The sequence below is a fragment of the Zavarzinia compransoris genome, assembly GCF_003173055.1.
GTDB lineage: Bacteria > Pseudomonadota > Alphaproteobacteria > Zavarziniales > Zavarziniaceae > Zavarzinia > Zavarzinia compransoris.
The window spans coordinates 103,361-122,434 of the sequence record NZ_QGLF01000007.1 but is presented as its reverse complement, the minus strand read 5'-3'; the positions used below and the strand labels follow the sequence as shown (position 1 = coordinate 122,434).

At 70.6% G+C, this 19,074-nt stretch carries 16 protein-coding genes; all 16 read right to left on the bottom strand.

Translation table 11 applies throughout. The annotated features are described in order from the left end of the window. Positions 1-24: 24 nt before the first annotated feature. Genes ftsZ through DKG75_RS21125 form a run of 16 tightly spaced genes read right to left on the bottom strand, consistent with a single transcriptional unit; the run spans position 25 to position 18,939 of the window. Entirely contained in the window at positions 25-1,743 is a 1,719-nt protein-coding gene (gene ftsZ, locus DKG75_RS21200; RefSeq protein WP_109923188.1) for a cell division protein FtsZ, read from the bottom strand. Between the two features lie 57 nt (positions 1,744-1,800). Further along, positions 1,801-3,042 carry a cell division protein FtsA gene (gene ftsA, locus DKG75_RS21195; RefSeq protein WP_109923187.1) on the bottom strand — a complete coding sequence of 414 codons (1,242 nt, stop codon included), beginning with the start codon at positions 3,040-3,042 and terminating at the stop codon, positions 1,801-1,803. A 24-nt stretch (positions 3,043-3,066) separates the two neighbouring features. After that, positions 3,067-3,984, bottom strand: a complete 918-nt coding sequence (locus tag DKG75_RS21190) for a cell division protein FtsQ/DivIB (RefSeq protein WP_109923186.1) — start codon at positions 3,982-3,984, stop codon at positions 3,067-3,069. Beyond that, positions 3,972-4,898: a D-alanine--D-alanine ligase gene (locus tag DKG75_RS21185; RefSeq protein ID WP_109923185.1), complete on the bottom strand. Its 927-nt coding sequence runs from the start codon at positions 4,896-4,898 to the stop codon at positions 3,972-3,974. Before DKG75_RS21185 ends, DKG75_RS21190 begins: the two co-directional genes overlap by 13 nt. Further along, positions 4,895-5,842 (bottom strand): UDP-N-acetylmuramate dehydrogenase, encoded by a 948-nt coding sequence (gene murB, locus DKG75_RS21180; protein ID WP_109923231.1) that lies wholly within the window; start codon positions 5,840-5,842, stop codon positions 4,895-4,897. The genes DKG75_RS21185 and murB overlap by 4 nt, the downstream gene beginning before the upstream one ends. A 5-nt stretch (positions 5,843-5,847) precedes the next feature. Beyond that, the gene (gene murC / locus DKG75_RS21175) at positions 5,848-7,287 is read right to left on the bottom strand and encodes a UDP-N-acetylmuramate--L-alanine ligase (RefSeq protein WP_109923184.1); all 1,440 of its coding nucleotides are present in this window, start codon (positions 7,285-7,287) and stop codon (positions 5,848-5,850) included. Then, positions 7,284-8,420, bottom strand: a complete 1,137-nt coding sequence (gene murG, locus DKG75_RS21170) for an undecaprenyldiphospho-muramoylpentapeptide beta-N-acetylglucosaminyltransferase (RefSeq protein WP_243746593.1) — start codon at positions 8,418-8,420, stop codon at positions 7,284-7,286. The genes murC and murG overlap by 4 nt, the downstream gene beginning before the upstream one ends. Further along, positions 8,417-9,556, bottom strand: coding sequence for a putative lipid II flippase FtsW (gene ftsW, locus DKG75_RS21165; RefSeq protein WP_109923183.1), 1,140 nt, complete (start codon positions 9,554-9,556; stop codon positions 8,417-8,419). Before ftsW ends, murG begins: the two co-directional genes overlap by 4 nt. After that, on the bottom strand, positions 9,553-10,932 hold the full coding sequence (gene murD / locus DKG75_RS21160) for a UDP-N-acetylmuramoyl-L-alanine--D-glutamate ligase (RefSeq protein WP_109923182.1): 1,380 nt from the start codon (positions 10,930-10,932) through the stop codon (positions 9,553-9,555). The genes ftsW and murD overlap by 4 nt, the downstream gene beginning before the upstream one ends. A 4-nt stretch (positions 10,933-10,936) precedes the next feature. Then, on the bottom strand, positions 10,937-12,025 hold the full coding sequence (gene mraY, locus DKG75_RS21155; RefSeq protein ID WP_109923181.1) for a phospho-N-acetylmuramoyl-pentapeptide-transferase: 1,089 nt from the start codon (positions 12,023-12,025) through the stop codon (positions 10,937-10,939). Positions 12,026-12,052: 27 nt separating this feature from the next. Then, positions 12,053-13,480, bottom strand: a complete 1,428-nt coding sequence (locus tag DKG75_RS21150; RefSeq protein WP_109923180.1) for a UDP-N-acetylmuramoylalanyl-D-glutamyl-2,6-diaminopimelate--D-alanyl-D-alanine ligase — start codon at positions 13,478-13,480, stop codon at positions 12,053-12,055. Beyond that, a complete protein-coding gene (locus DKG75_RS21145) occupies positions 13,477-14,940 on the bottom strand; it encodes a UDP-N-acetylmuramoyl-L-alanyl-D-glutamate--2,6-diaminopimelate ligase (protein WP_109923179.1) in 1,464 nt (487 codons plus the stop codon). The genes DKG75_RS21150 and DKG75_RS21145 overlap by 4 nt, the downstream gene beginning before the upstream one ends. A gap of 9 nt (positions 14,941-14,949) precedes the next feature. Beyond that, a complete protein-coding gene (locus DKG75_RS21140; protein ID WP_109923178.1) occupies positions 14,950-16,722 on the bottom strand; it encodes a peptidoglycan D,D-transpeptidase FtsI family protein in 1,773 nt (590 codons plus the stop codon). Next, entirely contained in the window at positions 16,719-17,441 is a 723-nt protein-coding gene (ftsL, locus tag DKG75_RS21135; protein ID WP_109923177.1) for a cell division protein FtsL, read from the bottom strand. Before ftsL ends, DKG75_RS21140 begins: the two co-directional genes overlap by 4 nt. Next, positions 17,438-18,412 carry a 16S rRNA (cytosine(1402)-N(4))-methyltransferase RsmH gene (rsmH, locus tag DKG75_RS21130; RefSeq protein ID WP_425086502.1) on the bottom strand — a complete coding sequence of 325 codons (975 nt, stop codon included), beginning with the start codon at positions 18,410-18,412 and terminating at the stop codon, positions 17,438-17,440. The genes ftsL and rsmH overlap by 4 nt, the downstream gene beginning before the upstream one ends. 11 nt (positions 18,413-18,423) lie before the next feature. Continuing rightward, the gene (locus DKG75_RS21125) at positions 18,424-18,939 is read right to left on the bottom strand and encodes a division/cell wall cluster transcriptional repressor MraZ (RefSeq protein ID WP_109923175.1); all 516 of its coding nucleotides are present in this window, start codon (positions 18,937-18,939) and stop codon (positions 18,424-18,426) included. Positions 18,940-19,074: the final 135 nt, after the last annotated feature.

Below are 19,074 nucleotides of genomic sequence, written 5' to 3'. Positions count from 1 at the left end.
CTTCCGCGGTTCTGCGACAAGCCCTCAGTTGGCCTGGCGACGCAGGAAGGCCGGGATTTCCAGCTGGTCGTCGCTGCTGCGCGGCGCAACGCCCCGCTCGCCGCCTTCCATCCGGCCGAGCAGCGAGGGATTGGGCTGGGCCGCCTGGGGCGCCGGCTGCGTCACCTGCTGCAGCATGGGCTGGGGCTGGACGAACTGGGGTTGGGCCATCGGCGCCTGGGGCTGGGCCTGACCGACCGAGATCGCCGCCGTGCCCTGGGCTTGCGGATGCGTGCCATAGGCCGGGCGCTGCTGAGCATAGCCGAAGGCCTGCTGTGGCGCCTGGGGCACGGCGAACTCGCGGGCCTGGGCTTCGGGGGCCGCGGCACGCGGGCCGGCGCCGGTCACCTTCTCGATCAGCGAGCGCAGGCCGCTGCGCTTGGGCGCCGGGACTTCGGTCTCGCGGATCGGCTGGGCCCCGCCGAGGTTGACCCGCGGCGACTGCTGATAGGCCGGCGGATAGCTGGCGGCGGCCGGGGCCTGCATCGGCGCGGGCATCGGCATCGGCGCCGGGGCTTCGGCGACCGCGGTCAGGGGCAGCGCGGGCGCGACCTCGACCGGGGCCGGCTGGGGGGCCGCCGCCGGGGCGGCCGGGGCGGCATGGGTGGCGCCGAGCGTCGCCGCGGCGACCGCGGCGGGACGCAGCACCGGCGAGACCGGGGCGCTGGCGGCCGGGGCCTGGACCGGGCGCGGCACGCTGGTCAGCACCGGCTGGGCCGGGCGCGGCAGCATGGCCTGATCGGCCTCGATGCCGGTGGCGACAACGGAGACGCGCATCCGCCCCTCCATCTCCATGTCGAAGGTCGAGCCGACGATGATATTGGCTTCCGGATCCACTTCCGAGCGGATGCGGTTCGCCGCCTCGTCGACCTCGAACAGGGTCATGTCCATGCCGCCGGTGATGTTGATGAGGACGCCGCGCGCCCCCTTCATCGAGACGTCGTCGAGCAGCGGGTTGGAGATCGCGGCCTCGGCCGCCTCGATGGCGCGCTTGTCGCCCGAGGCTTCGCCCGTGCCCATCATGGCCTTGCCCATCTCGCTCATCACCGTGCGCACGTCGGCGAAATCGAGGTTGATGAGACCCGGCATGATCATCAGGTCGGTGACGCCGCGCACGCCCGAGTGCAGCACATTGTCCGCCATCGCGAAGGCCTGGGCGAAGGTCGTCTTCTCGTTGGCGAGACGGAACAGGTTCTGGTTCGGGATGATGATCAGCGTGTCGACATACTGGTGCAGTTCGGCGATGCCCGCCTCGGCCGTCCGCATGCGGTGCGAGCCTTCGAACTGGAACGGCTTGGTCACCACGCCGACGGTCAGGATGCCCTGTTCCCGCGCCGCCCGCGCGACCACCGGGGCCGCCCCGGTGCCGGTGCCGCCACCCATGCCGCAGGTGATGAAGACCATGTTCGAGCCGGTCAGGGCGTCGAGCAACTGGTCGCGGGTTTCCTCGGCGGCCATGCGGCCCACTTCCGGCTTCGAGCCGGCGCCGAGGCCGCGGGTGATCTCCGCCCCCAGCTGGATCTTGCGCGGGGCCTTGTTGTTGGCGAGAGCCTGCGAATCCGTATTGGCGACGACGAATTCGACGCCTTCCAGCTTCGCCTCGATCATGTTGTTGACCGCATTACCGCCGGCGCCGCCGACACCGAACACGGTGATCCGCGGCTTCAGCTCGGTCGGTTCCGGCACGCCCAGCGAAATCGACATGTTGCTCTCCTTACCCATTGGCCCGCAGGCCGGTGTTCCCTGATTTGTTACAAACGCTCAAAAGTTCTGTTTCAGCCAGCGGCCGATCCGTCGGATCCGCCCCGCCCCCTGGTCCTCGGCCGAACCGAGCACCGCTTCGATCGGTGCCCGGGCCGCATAGGTGAGAAGGCCCGCCGCCGTGGCGAAGGCCGGTCCGCCCGTCGATTCCGCCAGCCCCGCGAGGCGGATCGGGCGCCCCATGCGCACCTGCTTGTCGAGGACGTTCGCGGCCAGTTCGCGCACGCCCTGCAACTGGGAGGCACCGCCGGTCAAAACGACCTTGCGGCCCCCCACCTTGTCGAATCCCGTGTCACGCAAATGGTTCCGCACCAGCTCGAAAGTCTCTTCCATGCGCGGGCGGATGATGCCGTTCAAAACCGAGCGCGGCACATGATTGGCGGCGCCGTGGTCGCTTTCGCCCATCTGCGGCACGTCGATCACTTCGCGGTCGTCGTTGGCGCCGGGCACGGCGCTGCCGAACAGGGTCTTCATGCGTTCCGCATGCGCGGTCGGCGTCAGCAGGCCGCGCGCAATGTCGTTGGTCACATGGGCGCCGCCGACCGGCAGCACCCCGGTATGGACCAGGCTGCCGTCGTAGAAGACGCCGATCGAGGTGGCGCCGCCGCCCATGTCGACCAGGGTGATGCCGAGGTCCATCTCGTCCTCGACCAGGCACGACAGGGCCGAGGCATAGGGCGAGAGCACGATGCCGGCGACGCCGAGATGGGCCCGGCTGATGCAGACGGAAAGATTGCGCACCGGCCCCGACTGGGCGGTGACGACATGGATGTTGACGCCGAGGCGTTCGCCGAACATGCCGCGCGGGTCCTTGATCCCGCGCGAGCCGTCGATCGTGTAGCCGACGGGAATGGCGTGGATCAATTCCCGGTCCGGCGCCTCGGCGCGCACCCGGTTGCCCTGCTCCAGCACCTTGCGGATATCGGGATCGCCCACCTCGTGGCCGGCGATCGAAACCTCGACGCCGATGGTGTGCGACTGGGGCAATCCGCCGGAGAAGGAGACGAAGACGTCGCGGATGGTCTCGCCCGCCATCTTCTCGGCGGTTTCGACCGCGGCGCGGATCGCGTGTTCCGTCGCCTCCATGTCGGTCACGGTGCCGGCGCGCATGCCGCGGCTGGCGTGGTGGCCGATGCCGATCACCCGCACCTGCCCGGTCGCATCGATGCGGCCGATGAAGCAGGCAACCTTGGTCGTTCCGACGTCGAGCGCGGCGATCAGGGCATTGCGGGCGGCGGCCATGGCGTTCTCGTTCCCCTTCCGCCGTCAGGTGTTCTTGGCCGGGGGCACGGCCATCTGCTGCACCGCGCCGTCCGACAGGCGGACCACCAGCCGGTCGGGCTGGCGCATGTCGACCACGGTGATGTCGCGCGACAGCAGGCGTTCCGTCCGCTCCAGCGCGGCCAGGCGGTCGAAGGCGGCCGCCACCCCTTCCTCGGGCAGGCGGATTTCGACGCCGTTGTCGAGCTTCAGGTTCCAGCGCCGCTTGGACACGCGCACCGCCGCCTGCACCCGCGTGCCGATCGCCGGCTCGCGCGCCAGAAGGTCGATCAGTTCGGCGGCATATTTCGGCGCATCGTCGCCGACGATCAGGGGCAGCTTGGCATAGAGCGCCAGTTGCGCGCCCTCGCCGACGATGGCGATGCCGTTCTGGTCGACCAGATGCATCTTGCCGCCGGTCTGCCACAGCGCCATGGGCCGGCGCTCGACCAGGGTAACATGGATCGTATCGGGCAGGCGCCGTTCGATCGTCGCGGCCTGGACCCAGGACAGGCTCATCAGCCGTTCCCGCGCCGCGCCGAGGTCGAGGGTGAGGATGTCGTCGCCGCGCTGGATGTCGAGGGCGGCAAGCACGTCCCCGGCCTTGACCACGCTGCGCCCCGAAACGGTGACGCTGTTGACGATGAAGCCCCGGTCATGGGCCATGCGGGCAAGGCCGGCGACCGCCCGTTCGCGGACGTCGGACAGGGCGCCGGTCGCCGCCAGCAGGCCGCCAATCACCAGCAGGCCGCCGCCGAGGCCGAGCACGAGCTTGCCCCGGAAGCCGAGATTGGCAAGACCGGGCAGGCCGCGTGCCACCGCCTCGCCCAGCGGGCGGCGCCTCGCCTCCATCACCCGGCGCTTGCGGGGCTTGCCGGGCTTGCCGCCGAGCAGGCCGCCGATGATGTCGTTCAGCGATCGCATGACGCGTCCTCCACCATCCAGGTCACCAGGGCCTCGAAGCTCATGCCGAGATGGGCCGCCTGTTCCGGCACCAGGGAGGTGGCGGTCATGCCCGGCTGGGTGTTCACTTCGAGGATGATCAGTTCGCCCGTGCCGCCCGGCGTATCGTCGTAGCGGAAATCGCTGCGCGAGACGCCCCGGCAGCCGAGCGCCCGATGGGCCGCGACCGCAAGCGCCTTGGCCTTTTCGGTCACGGCATCGGGAATGGCGGCGGGTACGACATGGCGCGAGCCGCCGGCGGCATATTTCGCCTCGTAATCATAGAATTCCGTGGCGGGCAGGATCTCGGTCACCGCCAGGGCACGGTCGTGCATCACCGCGACCGTCAATTCCCGCCCGGGGATGAAGCGTTCGAGCAGCACCGCCTTGGCCGCCTCCCAGCTCTCCGTGAGACCCCGGGGATAGCGGTTGTCGCCCGGCCGGACGATATGAACCCCGACCGAGGAGCCTTCGTTGGTCGGCTTCACCACATAGGGCGGCGGCATCAGGTGACGTTCCGCCGCCTCGCCCGCCGTGGTCTCCACCCCTTCGGCCAGCGGCAGGCCGGCCGCGGCGAAGACCACCTTGGCCGCCGGCTTGTCCATGGCGATGGCCGACGCCCGCACCCCGGAATGGGTATAGGGGATGCGCATCAGTTCCAGAATGCCCTGCACGCAGCCGTCCTCGCCGAAGCGGCCGTGCAGCGCGTTGAAGACCACGTCCGGCTTCAGTTCCGCGAGCCGCAGGGCGACATCGGCGCCGACGTCGAGTTCGGTCACGCGGTCGAAGCCGGCGTTCCTGAGCGCCCGGGCGCAGGCCGCACCCGAATTGAGGCTGACCTCGCGTTCGGTCGACAGGCCGCCCTTCAGGACGACGATATGCCGGGCATCGCTCATCGGCCCGCCTCCTGCACGGCATCGCCGGCGTGACGGCCGAGACGCATGATCTCCCACTCCAGGGTAACGCCCGAATGCTCATGAACCCGGCGGCGGACGTCTTCGCCGAGCCCCTCGATGTCGGCCGCCGTGGCGCCGCCCTCGTTGATCAGGAAATTGCAGTGCTGGACCGAGACAACGGCGCCGCCCCGGCGCAGGCCCCGGCAGCCGGCGGCATCGACCAGTTCCCAGGCCCGCGCGCCTGGCGGATTCTTGAAGGTGGAGCCGCCGGTACGGCTGCGCACCGGCTGCGAGCCTTCGCGCGCCGCCGCGATCTCGTCCATCCGCGCGCCGATCTCGGCGGGAACGCCCGGCCGGCCCTGGAGCACGGCCTCGGTCACGATCCAGTCGGCCGGGAAATCGCTGTGGCGATAGGTCAGGTGGAATGCCTCGGGCCCGAGGACATGAACCTCGCCCTGGCCGTCGACCACCGTCGCCTCGACCAGCACGTCTTTCAATTCAGCGCCGTAAGCCCCGGCATTGGTGCGGAAGGCGCCGCCGATCGTGCCCGGGATGCCGCGCAGGAATTCGAGGCCGGCGATCCCGGCATCGCGCGCCGCCAACGAGACATTGAGGTCGAGCGCGGCGGCGCCGACACGCAGCCGCGCCCCCGCCTCGGCCGCCATGCCGGCAAAGCCGCGGCCCAGGCGGACGGTGATGCCGTCCAGCCCGCCGTCGCGCACCAGCAGGTTCGAGCCGACCCCGAGCACGAGCAGCGGCACGTCCCGCGGCCGCCCCTTCAACAGAGTGACCAGGTCTTCCAGGTCCTTGGGGCGGACCATGACTTCCGCCGGGCCGCCGACCTGGAACCAGGTGACGGCGGACAGCGGCGCGCCCGCGGTCACCCGGCCCTTGATGGCGGGCAGGCGGTCGGCCAGGGCGATCGGCGGAAGGGGGGCGGTCATCATCGTCAGCCCTGCCCCGCCTTGGCGGCGCCATGGCCGGAGATTTCGGCCTGCAACTGGGCCGGCAGCGCCGCCGCCCATTGGGTGATGTTGCCGGCCCCGAGGCAGACGACGAGATCGCCCGGCCGCGCCGCCTGGGCGACGATGCCGGCCAGCGCCTCGGGCCCCGGCAGCGGCACGACATGACGATGGCCGTGGGCGCGCAGCCCCTCGACCAGATGATCGCGGTCCACCCCTTCGAGCGGCGCCTCGCCGGCGGCATAGACATCGGCGACGATCACCGTGTCCGCATCGTTGAAGCAGGTGCAGAAATCCAGGAACAGGCTGTGCAGCCGGGAATAGCGGTGCGGCTGCACGACCGCGATCACCCGCCCGGCATAGGCGGTGCGGGCCGCGCGCAGGACGGCGGCGATCTCGACCGGGTGATGGCCGTAATCGTCGATCACGGTGACGCCGCCCACTTCGCCGGTCTTGGTGAAGCGCCGCTTCACGCCGGCGAAGGTCGCCAGCGCCTTGGCCACCACCTCGTCGCCGAAGCCCATCTCGCGGGCGATGGCGACCGTGGTCAGGCTGTTCAGGACATTGTGGGCGCCGGGCATGGGCAGGCGCAGGTCGCGGATCATGCGCTTCTCGCCGCTTACCCGGTCGGTGATCTGGACGTCGAAGCCGGCGCCGCCGGCGGCGAAGCGAACGTTCACCGCCCTTATGTCGGCCTGCGGGCTCATGCCGTAGGTGACGATGCGGCGATCCGGCACGCGGCTGATCAGGGCCTGCACTTCCGGGTGGTCGATGCAAAGCACGGCGCAGCCATAGAAGGGCACATTGTCGACGAAGTGGTGGAAGGCATTCTTCACCCCTTCGAAATCGCCGTAGAAATCCAGGTGCTCGGGATCGATGTTGGTGACGACGCCGATGGTCGCCGGCAGGCGGGTGAAGGTGCCGTCGCTTTCGTCCGCCTCGACCACCATCCAGTCGCCGGCGCCGAGGCGCGCGTTGGTGCCATAGGCATTGATGATGCCGCCGTTGATCACGGTCGGGTCGAGGCCGGCCGCGTCCAGCAGGGCGGCGATCATCGAGGTCGTCGTGGTCTTGCCGTGGGTGCCGGCGATCGCCACGCACCAGCGCAGGCGCATCAGTTCCGCCAGCATTTCCGCCCGGCGCACCACGGGAATGAAGCGCTGGCGCGCCGCATCCAGTTCCGGGTTGCCGGCCTTGACGGCGGAGGAAATGACCACGATCCGCGCCTCGCCCAGGTTTTCCGGGCGATGGCCGACGGCGACCGGGATCCCGGCGTCGCGCAGGCGCTTCACATTGGCGCTGTCGGCCATGTCCGAGCCCTGGACCCGGTAGCCGAGGTTATGCATCACCTCGGCGATGCCGGACATGCCGATGCCGCCGATGCCGACGAAGTGGATGGGCCCGATGTCGAGCGGCAGCGCTCTCATGCGGCAACCCTTTCCGAATGACGCGAAATCATGCTGTGCGGTTTCAGGCTTTCGACGAGGTCGGCCAGGCGGGCGGCGGCATCGACCTTGGCCTGGCCGCGCGCCGCCTGGGCCGCCTCGGCCAGGCGCGCGGGCACCATGGCCAGGCGTTGCAGGCGCTTGGCCAGGTCCTGGGGGGTGAAATCGGGCTGGGGCACGGCGAAGGCCGCGCCCGCCTCGGCCAGGGCGGCGGCATTGACGGTCTGGTGATCGTCGGCGGCACTCGGCAGGGGCACGAGGATGGAGGGCCGGCCCGCCGCCGCCAGTTCGGCGACGGTGGAGGCGCCGGCGCGGGCGATGACCAGATGGGCCCAGTCCAGGCGCTCCGGCACATCGTTGAAGAAGGGGGCGAGGTCGGCGGCGATCCCCTCGGCCTCATAGATCCCGGCGACGGCGCGGGCCTCGTCCTCGCGCGCCTGCTGGGTCACTTGCAGGCGTGATTTCAGGGCGGGGGGCAGCAGGGCCAGGGCCGCCGGCACCACCTCGCTCATCACCTTGGCGCCCAGGCTGCCGCCGAGCACGAGCAGGCGGAACAGGCCGGTCTCGGTCGGCTCGGCATAGGGCTTCGCGGCGATCGCCACGATCTCGGGGCGGACCGGGTTGCCGGTGCAGACGGCCCGCGCCCGGTCCTTGTCCGCAAGGCCGCGGGTCGCGGCGAACGACAGGGCCAGCGCCGTGAGGCGCGGCGCCATCACCCGGTTCACCCGGCCGAGCACGGCATTCTGCTCGTGCAGGCAGGTCGGCAGGCGCAGGGTGACGGCAGCGACCAGCGGCGGCAGCGACGGATAGCCGCCGAAGCCGACCACCGAAACCGCGCCCCAATCCTTCAGCAGGCGGCGGGCCCGGAAAATGCCCCGGACGATATCGGCGATGGCGCGCAGCTTGGCCAGCGGCCCGCGCCCGGCAAAGGTCGCGGCCGGCAGCACGGCGAAGGGCACGTCGCCGAAACCGGCGCGGAAACGCTCGCCCCGGACATCGGTCATGACCGCGACCCGGCGGCCCCGGCGGCGCAGTTCCGCCGCCAGCGCCTGGGCCGGCATGACATGGCCGCCGGTGCCCCCGGCGGCCAGGACGATGACGCCCCGCCCGCTCACCGGTAGACCCCGTAAAGCCCGTGGCCCGGCCGCTGGCGCGACAGTGCCAGCAGCATGCCCATGCCGAAGGCCAGCGCCAGCATGGACGAGCCGCCATAGGAAATGAACGGCAGGGTCATGCCCTTGGCCGGCAGGATATGCAGGTTCACGCCCATGTTGATGAAAGCCTGCAAGCCGAACTGCGCCACCAGCCCGGTCCCGGCATAAAGCACGAAGGGATCGCTTTCCTGCAGCATGCGGGCCAGCAGGCGCAGCACGATGAAGGCGAAGATCGCGACTAGCGCCAGGCAGGCGATCATGCCGAATTCCTCGCCCGCGACGGCGAAGATGAAGTCGGTATGGGCGTCCGGCAGGATGCGCTTCACCGTGCCCTCGCCCGGGCCCCGGCCCCACAAGCCGCCGGACATGAAGGCTTCGAGCGCCCGGTCGATCTGGTAATTGTCGCCCGCTTCGGGGTTCAGGAAGCGGTCGATGCGCGAGGCCACGTGCGGCAGCAGGAAATAGGCGCCGAAGACGCCGACGATGCCGATCGCGCCCAGGACCAGGACCACGATCATAGGCAGGCCGGCGACGAAAAGCTGCACCCCCCACATGGCGGTGATCAGGATGGTCTGGCCGAAATCCGGTTGCAGCAGCAGGATCGAGACGGTGGCGAGATAGGCGGCGCAGGACAGCACCCCGCCCGGGAAACCCGGGTGGCGCTGCCGTTCCGCCAGCAGCCAGCCGGAGACGACGATGAAGGCCGGCTTGACGAATTCGGACGGCTGCACCGACAGCGAGCCGACCCCGATCCAGCGCCGGGAGCCCTTGATCTCGGCACCGACGACAAGGGTCGCCGCCAGCGCCGCCAGCGAGACGACGAAGGCCAGGCAGGCGAGGCGCCGCACCTGATCCGGGTTCATCAGCGAGATCACGAACATGGCGCCGATGGACGGCACCAGGAAGGCGATCTGCCGGCGCACGAAGTGGAAGGGATCGACGCCGATCCGCTCCGCCACCGCCGGGCTGGCGGCCAGGGTCAGGACGAGGCCCATGGTGATCAGCAGGGTGAGCGCGATGATCGCCCAGCGATCGACCGTCCACCACCAGCGGCCGACGACCGAATTATCAGTGCGGTTGAAGGTGAAGGTGGTCATGCCGCCACCTCGCCGAGCGATTGCACCAGGGCACGGAAACGGTCGCCCCGGGCCTCGAAGCTGGTGAACTGGTCGAAGGAGGCGCAGGCCGGCGACAGCAGCACGACCGGGGCGCCATCGCGGTCGGCGGCGGCATCACGCGCGGCCGCCGCCACCGCGGCCTCCAGGGTGCCGGTGATCACGGCCGGGACATGGCCCTGCAAGGTGGCGGCGAAATCCTCTGCCGCCTCGCCGATCAGATAGGCGCGGGCGATGCGGGGCCAGAATGCGCTGAGCGTGGTGATGCCGCCGGCCTTGGGCTTGCCGCCGGCGATCCAATAGATGCGGTCATAGGCGGCCAGCGCCTTGGCCGCCGCATCCGCATTGGTCGCCTTGCTGTCGTTGACGAAGCGGACCGGGCCGCGGCTGCCCACCTGTTCCATGCGGTGCGCGAGGCCGGGAAATGTGTCGAGACCGGCGAGAATGGCCGCCGCCCCGAGGCCGAGGCCGCGAAGCGCGCCATAGGCCGCCCCGACGTTCTGCCAGTTGTGGGCTCCCGGCAGGCGCGGCAGCGCGGTCAGGTCGAAGCGGGCGACACCGTCCTCGTACAGCGTGCCGTCCCGGGCGGAAATCCCGGCGTCCAGCACCTGCCCGACCGCGAGCGGGCGCAGGTCGCCGCCGCGCGCCGCGATCCGGTCCGCGATCCCGGCCGAAAACTCGTCGTCGATGCCGACGATGGCGACCTGATCCGGGCGCTGGTCGCGGAACAAGCGTTCCTTGACCGCGACATAGCCGGCCATGCCGCCGTGGCGGTCCAGGTGGTCGGGCGTGATGTTCAGGAGGACGGCGACATCCGGCACCAGCGTGTCGATCAGGTCGATCTGGTAGGACGAGATCTCGAAGACATAGACGCCGCCCGCCGGCAGCGGTTCGAGGTCGAGGACCGCCGTGCCCAGGTTGCCGCCGACCGCGACCGGCACGCCCGCCGCCGCCAGCAGGTGGGCGGTCAGCGCCGTCGTCGTCGACTTGCCGTTGGTGCCGGTGATCATGACCACGCGGGTGCCCGCCAGCCGCTGGCTGGAGCAGGCGAATAATTCCATGTCGCCGATCACGGGGACCTGGGCCGCCCGCGCCAGCTTGACCACGTCGTGGGGTTCGGGATGGGTCAGCGGCACGCCCGGCGCCAGCACCAGGGCCGCGATCCCCGACCAGTCCGCCGCGCGGAGATCGGCCAGCGCCACCCCTTCCGCCGCCGCCTTGTCGCGGGCGGCCGGCTTGTCGTCCCAGGCGAGCACGGTGGCGCCGCCGAGGGCCAGCGAGCGGGCGGCCGAAATCCCGGTCTTGGCCAGGCCGAAGACGGCGACCCTTTGCCCCTTGAAGCTGTCGGCGACGATCATGGCCTCACCTCAGCTTCAGGGTGGAAAGGCCGATCAGGGCGAGCACCACGGCGATGATCCAGAAGCGGATCACCACGGTCGGCTCGGACCAGCCCTTCTGTTCGAAGTGATGGTGCAGGGGCGCCATGCGGAACACCCGCTTGCCGGTCAGCTTGAAGGAGATGACCTGGACCACGACCGAGACGGTTTCGAGGACGAACAACCCGCCGATGATGGCCAGCACCAGTTCGTGCTTCACCGCGACGGCGATCGCCCCCAGGGCCCCGCCCAGGGCCAGCGAGCCGGTATCGCCCATGAAGACCATGGCCGGCGGCGCGTTGAACCACAGGAAGCCGAGCCCGGCGCCGACCAGCGCGCCGCAGAAGACCGCAAGCTCACCCGCCCCCGCCACATGGTGGATCTGGAGATAATCGGCAAAGCGGAAATTGCCGACGAGATAGACGATGATGCCGAAGGCGCCCGCCGCGATCATCACCGGCACGATGGCCAGCCCGTCCAGCCCGTCGGTCAGGTTGACCGCATTGCCCGCGCCGACGATGACGAAGACCGCGACGGGCACGAAGAACCAGCCGAGCTGGATCAGCAGGTTCTTGAAGAAGGGAATGGCCAGCGCGGTCGAATGGTCCGGCGTCGTCAGCATGACGATCCAGACCACGGCGCCGGTCGCCACCACGATCTCGAGGAGGAGCTTGAGCTTGCCCGGCACGCCCTTGGGATTGACCTTGGAGACCTTGAGATAATCGTCGGCGAAGCCGATCAGGCCGAAGCCCAGCGTCACCGTGGTCACCGCCCAGACATAGCCGGACGACAGATCGGCCCAGAGCAGGACCGAGACCACCAGGCCGATCAGGATCAGGAAGCCGCCCATGGTCGGCGTGCCCTGCTTGGTCAGCAGGTGGCTCTGCGGTCCGTCGCTGCGGATCGGCTGGCCTTTCTTCTGCTTGGTCTTCAACCAGGCGATCAGGCGCGGGCCCAGCACGAAGGCGACGAGCAGCGCGGTCAGCGTCGCTCCGCCGGTCCTGAAGGTCAGGTACCGGAACAGGTTGAACACCGCGAATTCGTCGGCCAGAGGGGCCAGAAGGTTGAAGAGCATGATGCTTCCCGAAAGCCATCCACCCCCTCAACGGGGCGAATCGGCCGAATCAAGCCTTAGTAGTGTATCGATGATGGCGGCCATATAACTGCCCAAAGATCCCTTCACCACCACAACATCTGCTTGACGAACGGCCCCCGACACACAAGTGGCTAGTGCCTTCGAGTCGGGAGCGTGGTGGCCCTTCAGGGCATCGGGCAGGGCGTCGTAGAGGGCGCGCATATGCGGCCCGCAGGTGAAGACGAGATCGACGCCGGCAGCGACGAGATCGGGGGCAAGGCCGGCGTGCAGGGCATCCGCCGCCTCGCCCAGTTCGCGCATGTCGCCGAGAACGGCGATGCGCCGGCCCCGGGGCCCGGGGCTCGACAGCGCCAGATTGGCGAAGGCCGCCCGCATGGAGGCGGGGCTGGCGTTATAGCTTTCGTCGACCAGGGTGAAGCTGCCGCCCTTGGGCAGGGTCACGGTCAGGCGCCGCCCCCTTCCGGCCGGCGGCGCCATATCGGCAAGGGCGAGCGCGCCGAGCGAGATATCCGCCCCCGCCAGTTCGACCGCGGCCATGACCGCCAGCGAATTCATCGCCCAATGGCGCCCCGGCGCGCCGATCTTATAGGTGAGCGGCCGGCTGCCGACCATGGCGTCGACCACGGTCAGGTCGGGCTTCAGCACCAGATCGAGCAGGCGGACATGGCAGCCCTCGCCGGTGCCGAAGCCGACGACATGGAGCCCGCGGGCCCGGGCGGCCGCGCTCAGGCGCTCGAAATGGCGGTTGTCGCGGTTGAGGACGGCGGCGCCGCCGGCGGGCACGCCGGCGAAAATCTCCGCCTTGGCGTCGGCGATCGCCTCCACCGACTCGAAGAAAGCCATATGGGCCGGCTCGACCGTGGTGACGATGGCGATATGGGGCCGGACGAGGCGCGACAGCGGCGTCAGCTCGCCCGCATGGTTCATGCCCATCTCGAAAACGCCGAAGCGGGTGGCCGCGGGCATGCGCGCCAGGGTCAGCGGCACGCCGACGTGATTGTTGAAACTGCCGACCGAGGCATGGGTCGGCCCGCTCGGGCCCAGCGCCACCTTCAGCGCTTCCTTGGTCCCGGTCTTGCCGACACTGCCGGTGACGCCGATCGCGACCACATCGGCCCGGGCCCGGGCGGCACGGGCCAGGTCTTCGAGCCCCGCCATCGTCTCCCCGACCACGACCAGGGGGGCATCGGGGGCGACACCGTCGGGCACGCGGGCGACCAGGGCGCCGCCGGCGCCCCGGGCCAGCGCCCCGGCGACATGGTTATGGCCGTCGGCCTGGGCACCCTTCAGGGCGACGAAAAGATCGCCGGTCTGCACCTGCCGCGAATCGAAGACGACATTGGCGACGTGAAAATCGGCCAGCTTCCGCCCGCCCGTGGCGGCGGCGATATCCTCGGCGGTCCAAAGCGGGGCGAGGTCGGCGGCGAGCGTCATGCGGCACCGCCCTTCAGCACGCGAAGGGCCGCCCGGACCACGGTGCGGTCGTCGAAGGGGCGGGTTTCGCCCTTCACGGTCTGGCCCTGCTCGTGGCCCTTGCCGGCGACGACGACGACATCGCCGGCGGCGAGATCGGACAGGGCGGCGGCAATGGCGGCGGCGCGGTCGCCGATCTCGACGGCGCCCGGGCTGGCGGCCAGGATCTGGGCGCGGATCTTTGCCGGTTCCTCGCTGCGGGGGTTGTCGTCGGTGACGATGACGCGGTCGGCGCCGGTCGCGGCGATGCGGCCCATTTCCGGGCGCTTGCCGGGATCGCGGTCGCCGCCGCAGCCGAACACCACCACCAGCCGGCGATGGACATGGGGACGCAGCGCCCCGAGCACCCGGGCCAGCGCATCCGGCGTATGGGCATAGTCGACGAAGACCGGCGCCCCGCTGACATGGACCCCGGCGAGTTCGAGCCGGCCGGGCACGCCGGTCAGCCGGCCGAGTGCCGCGACCGCATCCGCCGCCGGGACCCCGGTGGCAACCAGCAGGCCGAGGGCGACAAGGGCGTTGGCGGCCTGGAAATCGCCGGCGAGCGGCAGTTCGACCGCAGCCGCCGCGCCGAAGACGGCCAGGCGCAGGGCCTGGCCGGCCGGGGTCGGCTGGCGGCGCAGGAGGGCGATATCCGCCCCCTCGCCGCCCACGGTCACCACCTTGAGGCCGGCGGCCGCGGCGGCGCGGATCATCGCCTCGCCCGCCTCGCCGGCGCGGTTGATCACCGCCGGCGCCCCCGGGGGCAGCAGGGCGTCGAACAGCCGGCGCTTGGCCGCCAGGTAATCGGCGAAATCGCGGTGATAGTCGAGATGGTCGCGGGTCAGGTTGGTGAAGGCGCCGGCGGCCAGCCGCACGCCGTCCAGCCGGCGCTGGTCGAGACCGTGGCTGGAGGCTTCCATCGCGACATGGTCGATGCCCCGGCCGGCGAGATCGGCCAGCACCCGATGCAGGACCACCGGATCGGGCGTGGTCACGCCCAGGGGCTGGTCGCCCTCGTCGGTGGTCACGCCCAGGGTGCCGATGGCGGCGGCAGGCCGGCCGAGCCCGGCCCAGAGCTGGCGGGCGAAATTGGCGACCGAGGTCTTGCCGTTGGTCCCGGTCACCGCGACCACGGTCGCGGGCTGGCGGCCGTAGAAGGCGGCGGCGGCGCGGGCAAGGGCCAGGCGCGGGTCCGCCACCTCGATCACCGGCACCGGCGCCTCGATCGCGGCGCCGGGGGCGGCGGCGATGGCGGCGGCCCCCCGGGCCAGGGCATCGGCGATATAGCGCCGGCCGTCGTCCTTCGTCCCCGCCAGGGCGAAGAACAGGCTGCCGGGGCCGGCCTGCCGGCTGTCGGCGGTGACGGCCGCAATATCGATCGCGCCGATCGCCCCGCCGTCGAGGCCGGGGATCAGGTCGGCGAGGCGCTTCGTCGCCATCTCTTTCCCCTAGTCCTTGCCGGTCGCGTTGGCGATCAGCACGCCGCCTTCGGTCGCCGGATCGGGGCCGTCGGTCGGCAGCACGCCGAGCATGGGGGCGATGCGTTCGACGATGCGGCCGACGGTCGGCGCCGCGGTCCAGCCGCCGGTGGCATAGCCGTAGGTTTCCTTGGTGCCCTTCGGCTCGTCGATCATGACCAGGACGACATAGCGCGGCTCGGTCATCGGGAAGCCGGAGACGAAGGAGGACAGCAGCGCCTTGCGGGCATAGCCGCCGCCCGCAACCTTTTCCGCCGTGCCGGTCTTGCCGCCGATCCAATAGCCCGGCACTTCCGACTTCTTGCCCGTGCCCATGGTCACGGTCAGGCGCATCAGCTTGCGCATCGCCGCCGAGGTCCTGGACGAGACCACCCGCTCGCCCGCCGGCGGCCGGGCCTCGTCGGGCTTCAGCAGGGTGGGCTGGAAATAGATGCCGCCGTTGATCAGGGCGGATACCCCGGTCGAGAGATGCAGCGGCGTCACCGACAGGCCATGGCCGAAGGCGATGGTCATCGCGTTGATCTCGCGCCAGGGGTTCGGCACCAGGGGCGTACCGGCTTCGGGCAGTTCGACCGACAGGCGCCGGGTCATGCTGAAGCGGGTCATGAAGTCGCGCTGGCGCTCGATGCCGGCATCGAGCGCCATCTTCACCGAGCCGATGTTGGACGAATAGATGAAGATCTCGGGCACCGACAGCCAGCGCGCCTTCGGATGGTCGTCGCTGATGGTGAAGCGGCCGTATTTGATCGGATGGGTGGCGTCATAGCCCGAGGTCAGCTTGGCGACCCCGGCATCCAGCGCCATCGCGGTATTAAAGGTCTTGAACGTCGAGCCCATCTCGTAGGTGCCGAGGGTCGAACGGTTGAAACGGTTCTCGGGCGTCGCCTCGCGCGGGTTGTTCGGGTCGAAATCCGGCAGCGAGACCATGGCCACGATCTCGCCGGTGCGGACATCCTGCACGATGGCGGAACCGCCGATCGCGCGGAAGGTCTGGACCGCGCGGGCCAGCTCGTCGGTCACCGCGTGCTGGACGCGGATATCGATCGACAATTGCAGCGCCTTGCCGTGGCGGGCGGGGTCGCGCAGCAGGTCGTCGAAGCGCGCCTCGACGCCGGAAATCCCCTTCGAGTCGATATCGACGAAGCCGAGGATATGGGACGCCAGGCGGCCGTAGGGATAGACCCGCCGCTCCTCGCGCTGGAAGGCGAGGCCGGGCAGGCCGAGGCTGTTCACCTCATATTCCTGGCGCGGCGTCAGGTTGCGCTTGATCCAGACGAAGCTCTTGCCCGAGCGCAGCTTGGCATCGAGTTCGGCCCGCGACAGGTCGGGCAGCACGCGCATCAGCTTCGAGACCGCCTCGTCGATATCGATCAGCTTGCTGGTATCGACATAGAGCGAGGCGGTGGTCAGGTTGGTGGCCAGCACGGTGCCGTTGCGGTCGGTGATCGGCGCCCGCTCGACCATGGTCTCGACCGGGCCGGCGACGCGGACATCGTCCGGCTGGCTCATCACCGAGAGATCGAACAGGCGGAGGCCCAGCGCCAAAAAGCAGAAGCAGAAGACGGCGCCCAGCACCATCAGCCGGTTGCGGCCGGTCTCGATCGCCTGCTTGGTCTGGCCGTCCAGCATGGCGGTGACGCGCGGCCGCTGGCCGATCAGCATCGCCGCACCTTCCGGGATATGGACGGCGCTCAGGGGCGGCAGGGGGCCGTGGGGCACGGGGCCGGGATCGAAGTCGGTCATCGGCGCCCCGTCGGATAGGAATATTCAGCCCCGGTGAAGATCCGTTCGACGTCGTCGAGCAGGACGTCGGACGGGGCCGCCGGCCGGGCAGAAGCCGAACGGGTGGGCGCCGCCGGAATGGCGGGCATGGGCGGCGGCCGGGTCGCGGCCGGGCGGGTAGCAGGGGCCGGGGCCGGGGCCGGGGGCCGGGGCGCCGCTTCCGGCTTGGCCGGGGCCGCCGCCGCGGGCTTCGCCGGGGCAGGCTTTGCGGGCGCCGGCTTGGCCGGGGCGGTCGCGACCGGGGTCGGCGCCGCCGGCTTGGCCGGGGCGGGCTTGGCCGCTGCAGGACGGGCCGGCGCGGCCGCAGCCGGCGCGGGCTTGGCGGGGGTCGGCTTGGCGGGAACCGGCACGGCCGAGGCGACCAGCGGATCGGGCGCCCCCTCGCCCTCCGGCACCGGGGTGAGCGGGCGCAGCGGCAGGCGCTCCACCATCGTCACCTGCGCCGGCTTCAGGGGCTTCAGGTCGAGATAGCGCTCGGCGAGATCCTGGATGCGCGACGGCTGGTTCAGGAACGCCCATTCGGCTTCGAGAACCTGGATCGACTGGCGCTCGCGGGCGACGCCGCGGTGCAGTTCCCGCGCCTCGCGCTCCAGGAGGCGAACCTCGTATTTCACCTGGTAGAGCGTGGCGGCGGCCCCGATGGCAAGGCCGATGGCCGCCAGGGTCAGGATACGGCTCATCGGCGGCCCTCCTCGGATGCGGCCCAGGCCGGCGCCGCCGTCCGGCGCGCGGCGCGCAGGCGGGCGGAGCGGGAACGGGGATTGACGCGGATCTCCTCGTCCGTCGGCTTGACCGCGCCGCGGAACAGGAGGTCGAAACTGGGCGCCCGTCCGCCGGCACGGACGGGCGCGTGGCGCGAGGGGCCACCCTCTGCCCCTGCGCGCTGCTGAAGGAACCGCTTCACGGCGCGATCTTCGAGACTGTGGAAGGAAACGACCGCCAGCCGGCCGCCGGGGCGCAGCACCTGTTCGGCGGCGGCAAGGCCGCGGTCGAGCTCGCCCAATTCGTCGTTCACGGCGATGCGCAGCGCCTGGAAGGTGCGGGTCGCCGGGTGGATGCGGTCGCGCTCGGCGCCGCGGCCGATGGCGCGGGCGACGATATCGGCCAGTTGCCGGGTACGGGTGACCGGCGCCTCGTCGCGCGCGGCGACGATGAAGCGGGCGATGCGGCGCGAGGCCCGCTCCTCGCCGTAGTCGTAGATCAGGTTGGCGAGGTCGTCTTCCGCCGTCTCGTTAACGAGGTCGGCGGCGCTTCGCCCGCTGCCGCCCATGCGCATGTCCAGGGGGCCGTCCTCGCGGAAGGAAAAGCCGCGCGCCGCCTCGTCGAACTGCATGGAGGACACGCCGAGGTCGAGGGCGACCCCGTCGACCCCGCCGATGCCGTGGGCCGCCAGCAGGCCGGCCATGTCGCCGAAGCAGCCGTGAAGCATGGTGAAGCGGCCCGGATGCTCGGCCTCCAGGGCGCGGCCGCGGGCGACCGCGGTCGGATCGCGGTCGATGCCGATGACATGGGCAGGCCCCGCGGCCAGGAAGGCGCGGCTGTAGCCACCGGCGCCGAAGGTGCCGTCGACCACGGTCTCGCCCGGCTGGAGCGCCAGGACCTCCGCCACCTCGCGGCCGAGGACGGAGATATGGGGGCCGTCGGTATTGATCATGGGGCCGGTCATGCGCCCTGCCCCCCGTCGGCCGGGCGGGGCCGGCCGGCCAGCGCCAGGCTGGCGCGCCGTTCCCGCGTGATCCTGGCCAGGCGGGCGCTGTTCTCCGCATGGGCCTTGGGTTCCCAGATGCGGAAATAGCGGCCGAGGCCGACGAAGACCAGCGTATCGGTGATGCCGGCCTCGGCCATCAGGCTTTCCGGCAGGGCGACGCGGCCCTCGCCGTCGAAGGCCAGCGTGTGGGAAGCGCCGAAGAGGGAGAAGGAAAAGGCTTCCCGCTCCACCGAGAAGGGATCCATCTGGTCGATCCGGCCGGCGAGGTGATTGAAATATTCGGCCCCGCAGCCGTCGATCGCGCCATAGACCGTCACTTCCGTCTCGGGCTTCGCCTCTTCGAGCGACGGGAAGACGTGGATGCCGTTGAACCCCTGGGAACTGGCAAGCGCGCGGAAGGGCGGCGGGACGGAAACCCGTCCTTTCTTGTCCACCTTGTTGGTGTATGTGGACGTGAACAGCGCCAGCATCAATGCCCCCTCGCCACCCCGCACGAAGCGACGGGTCAGGGGCAATGTCGCGCCCGCGGGATGGGATAACTTGGGATAACATGGGATTCTTTGGGCCGTCAATGTTCGCTGCTGGGAAAAAACTGGTAAACGCCC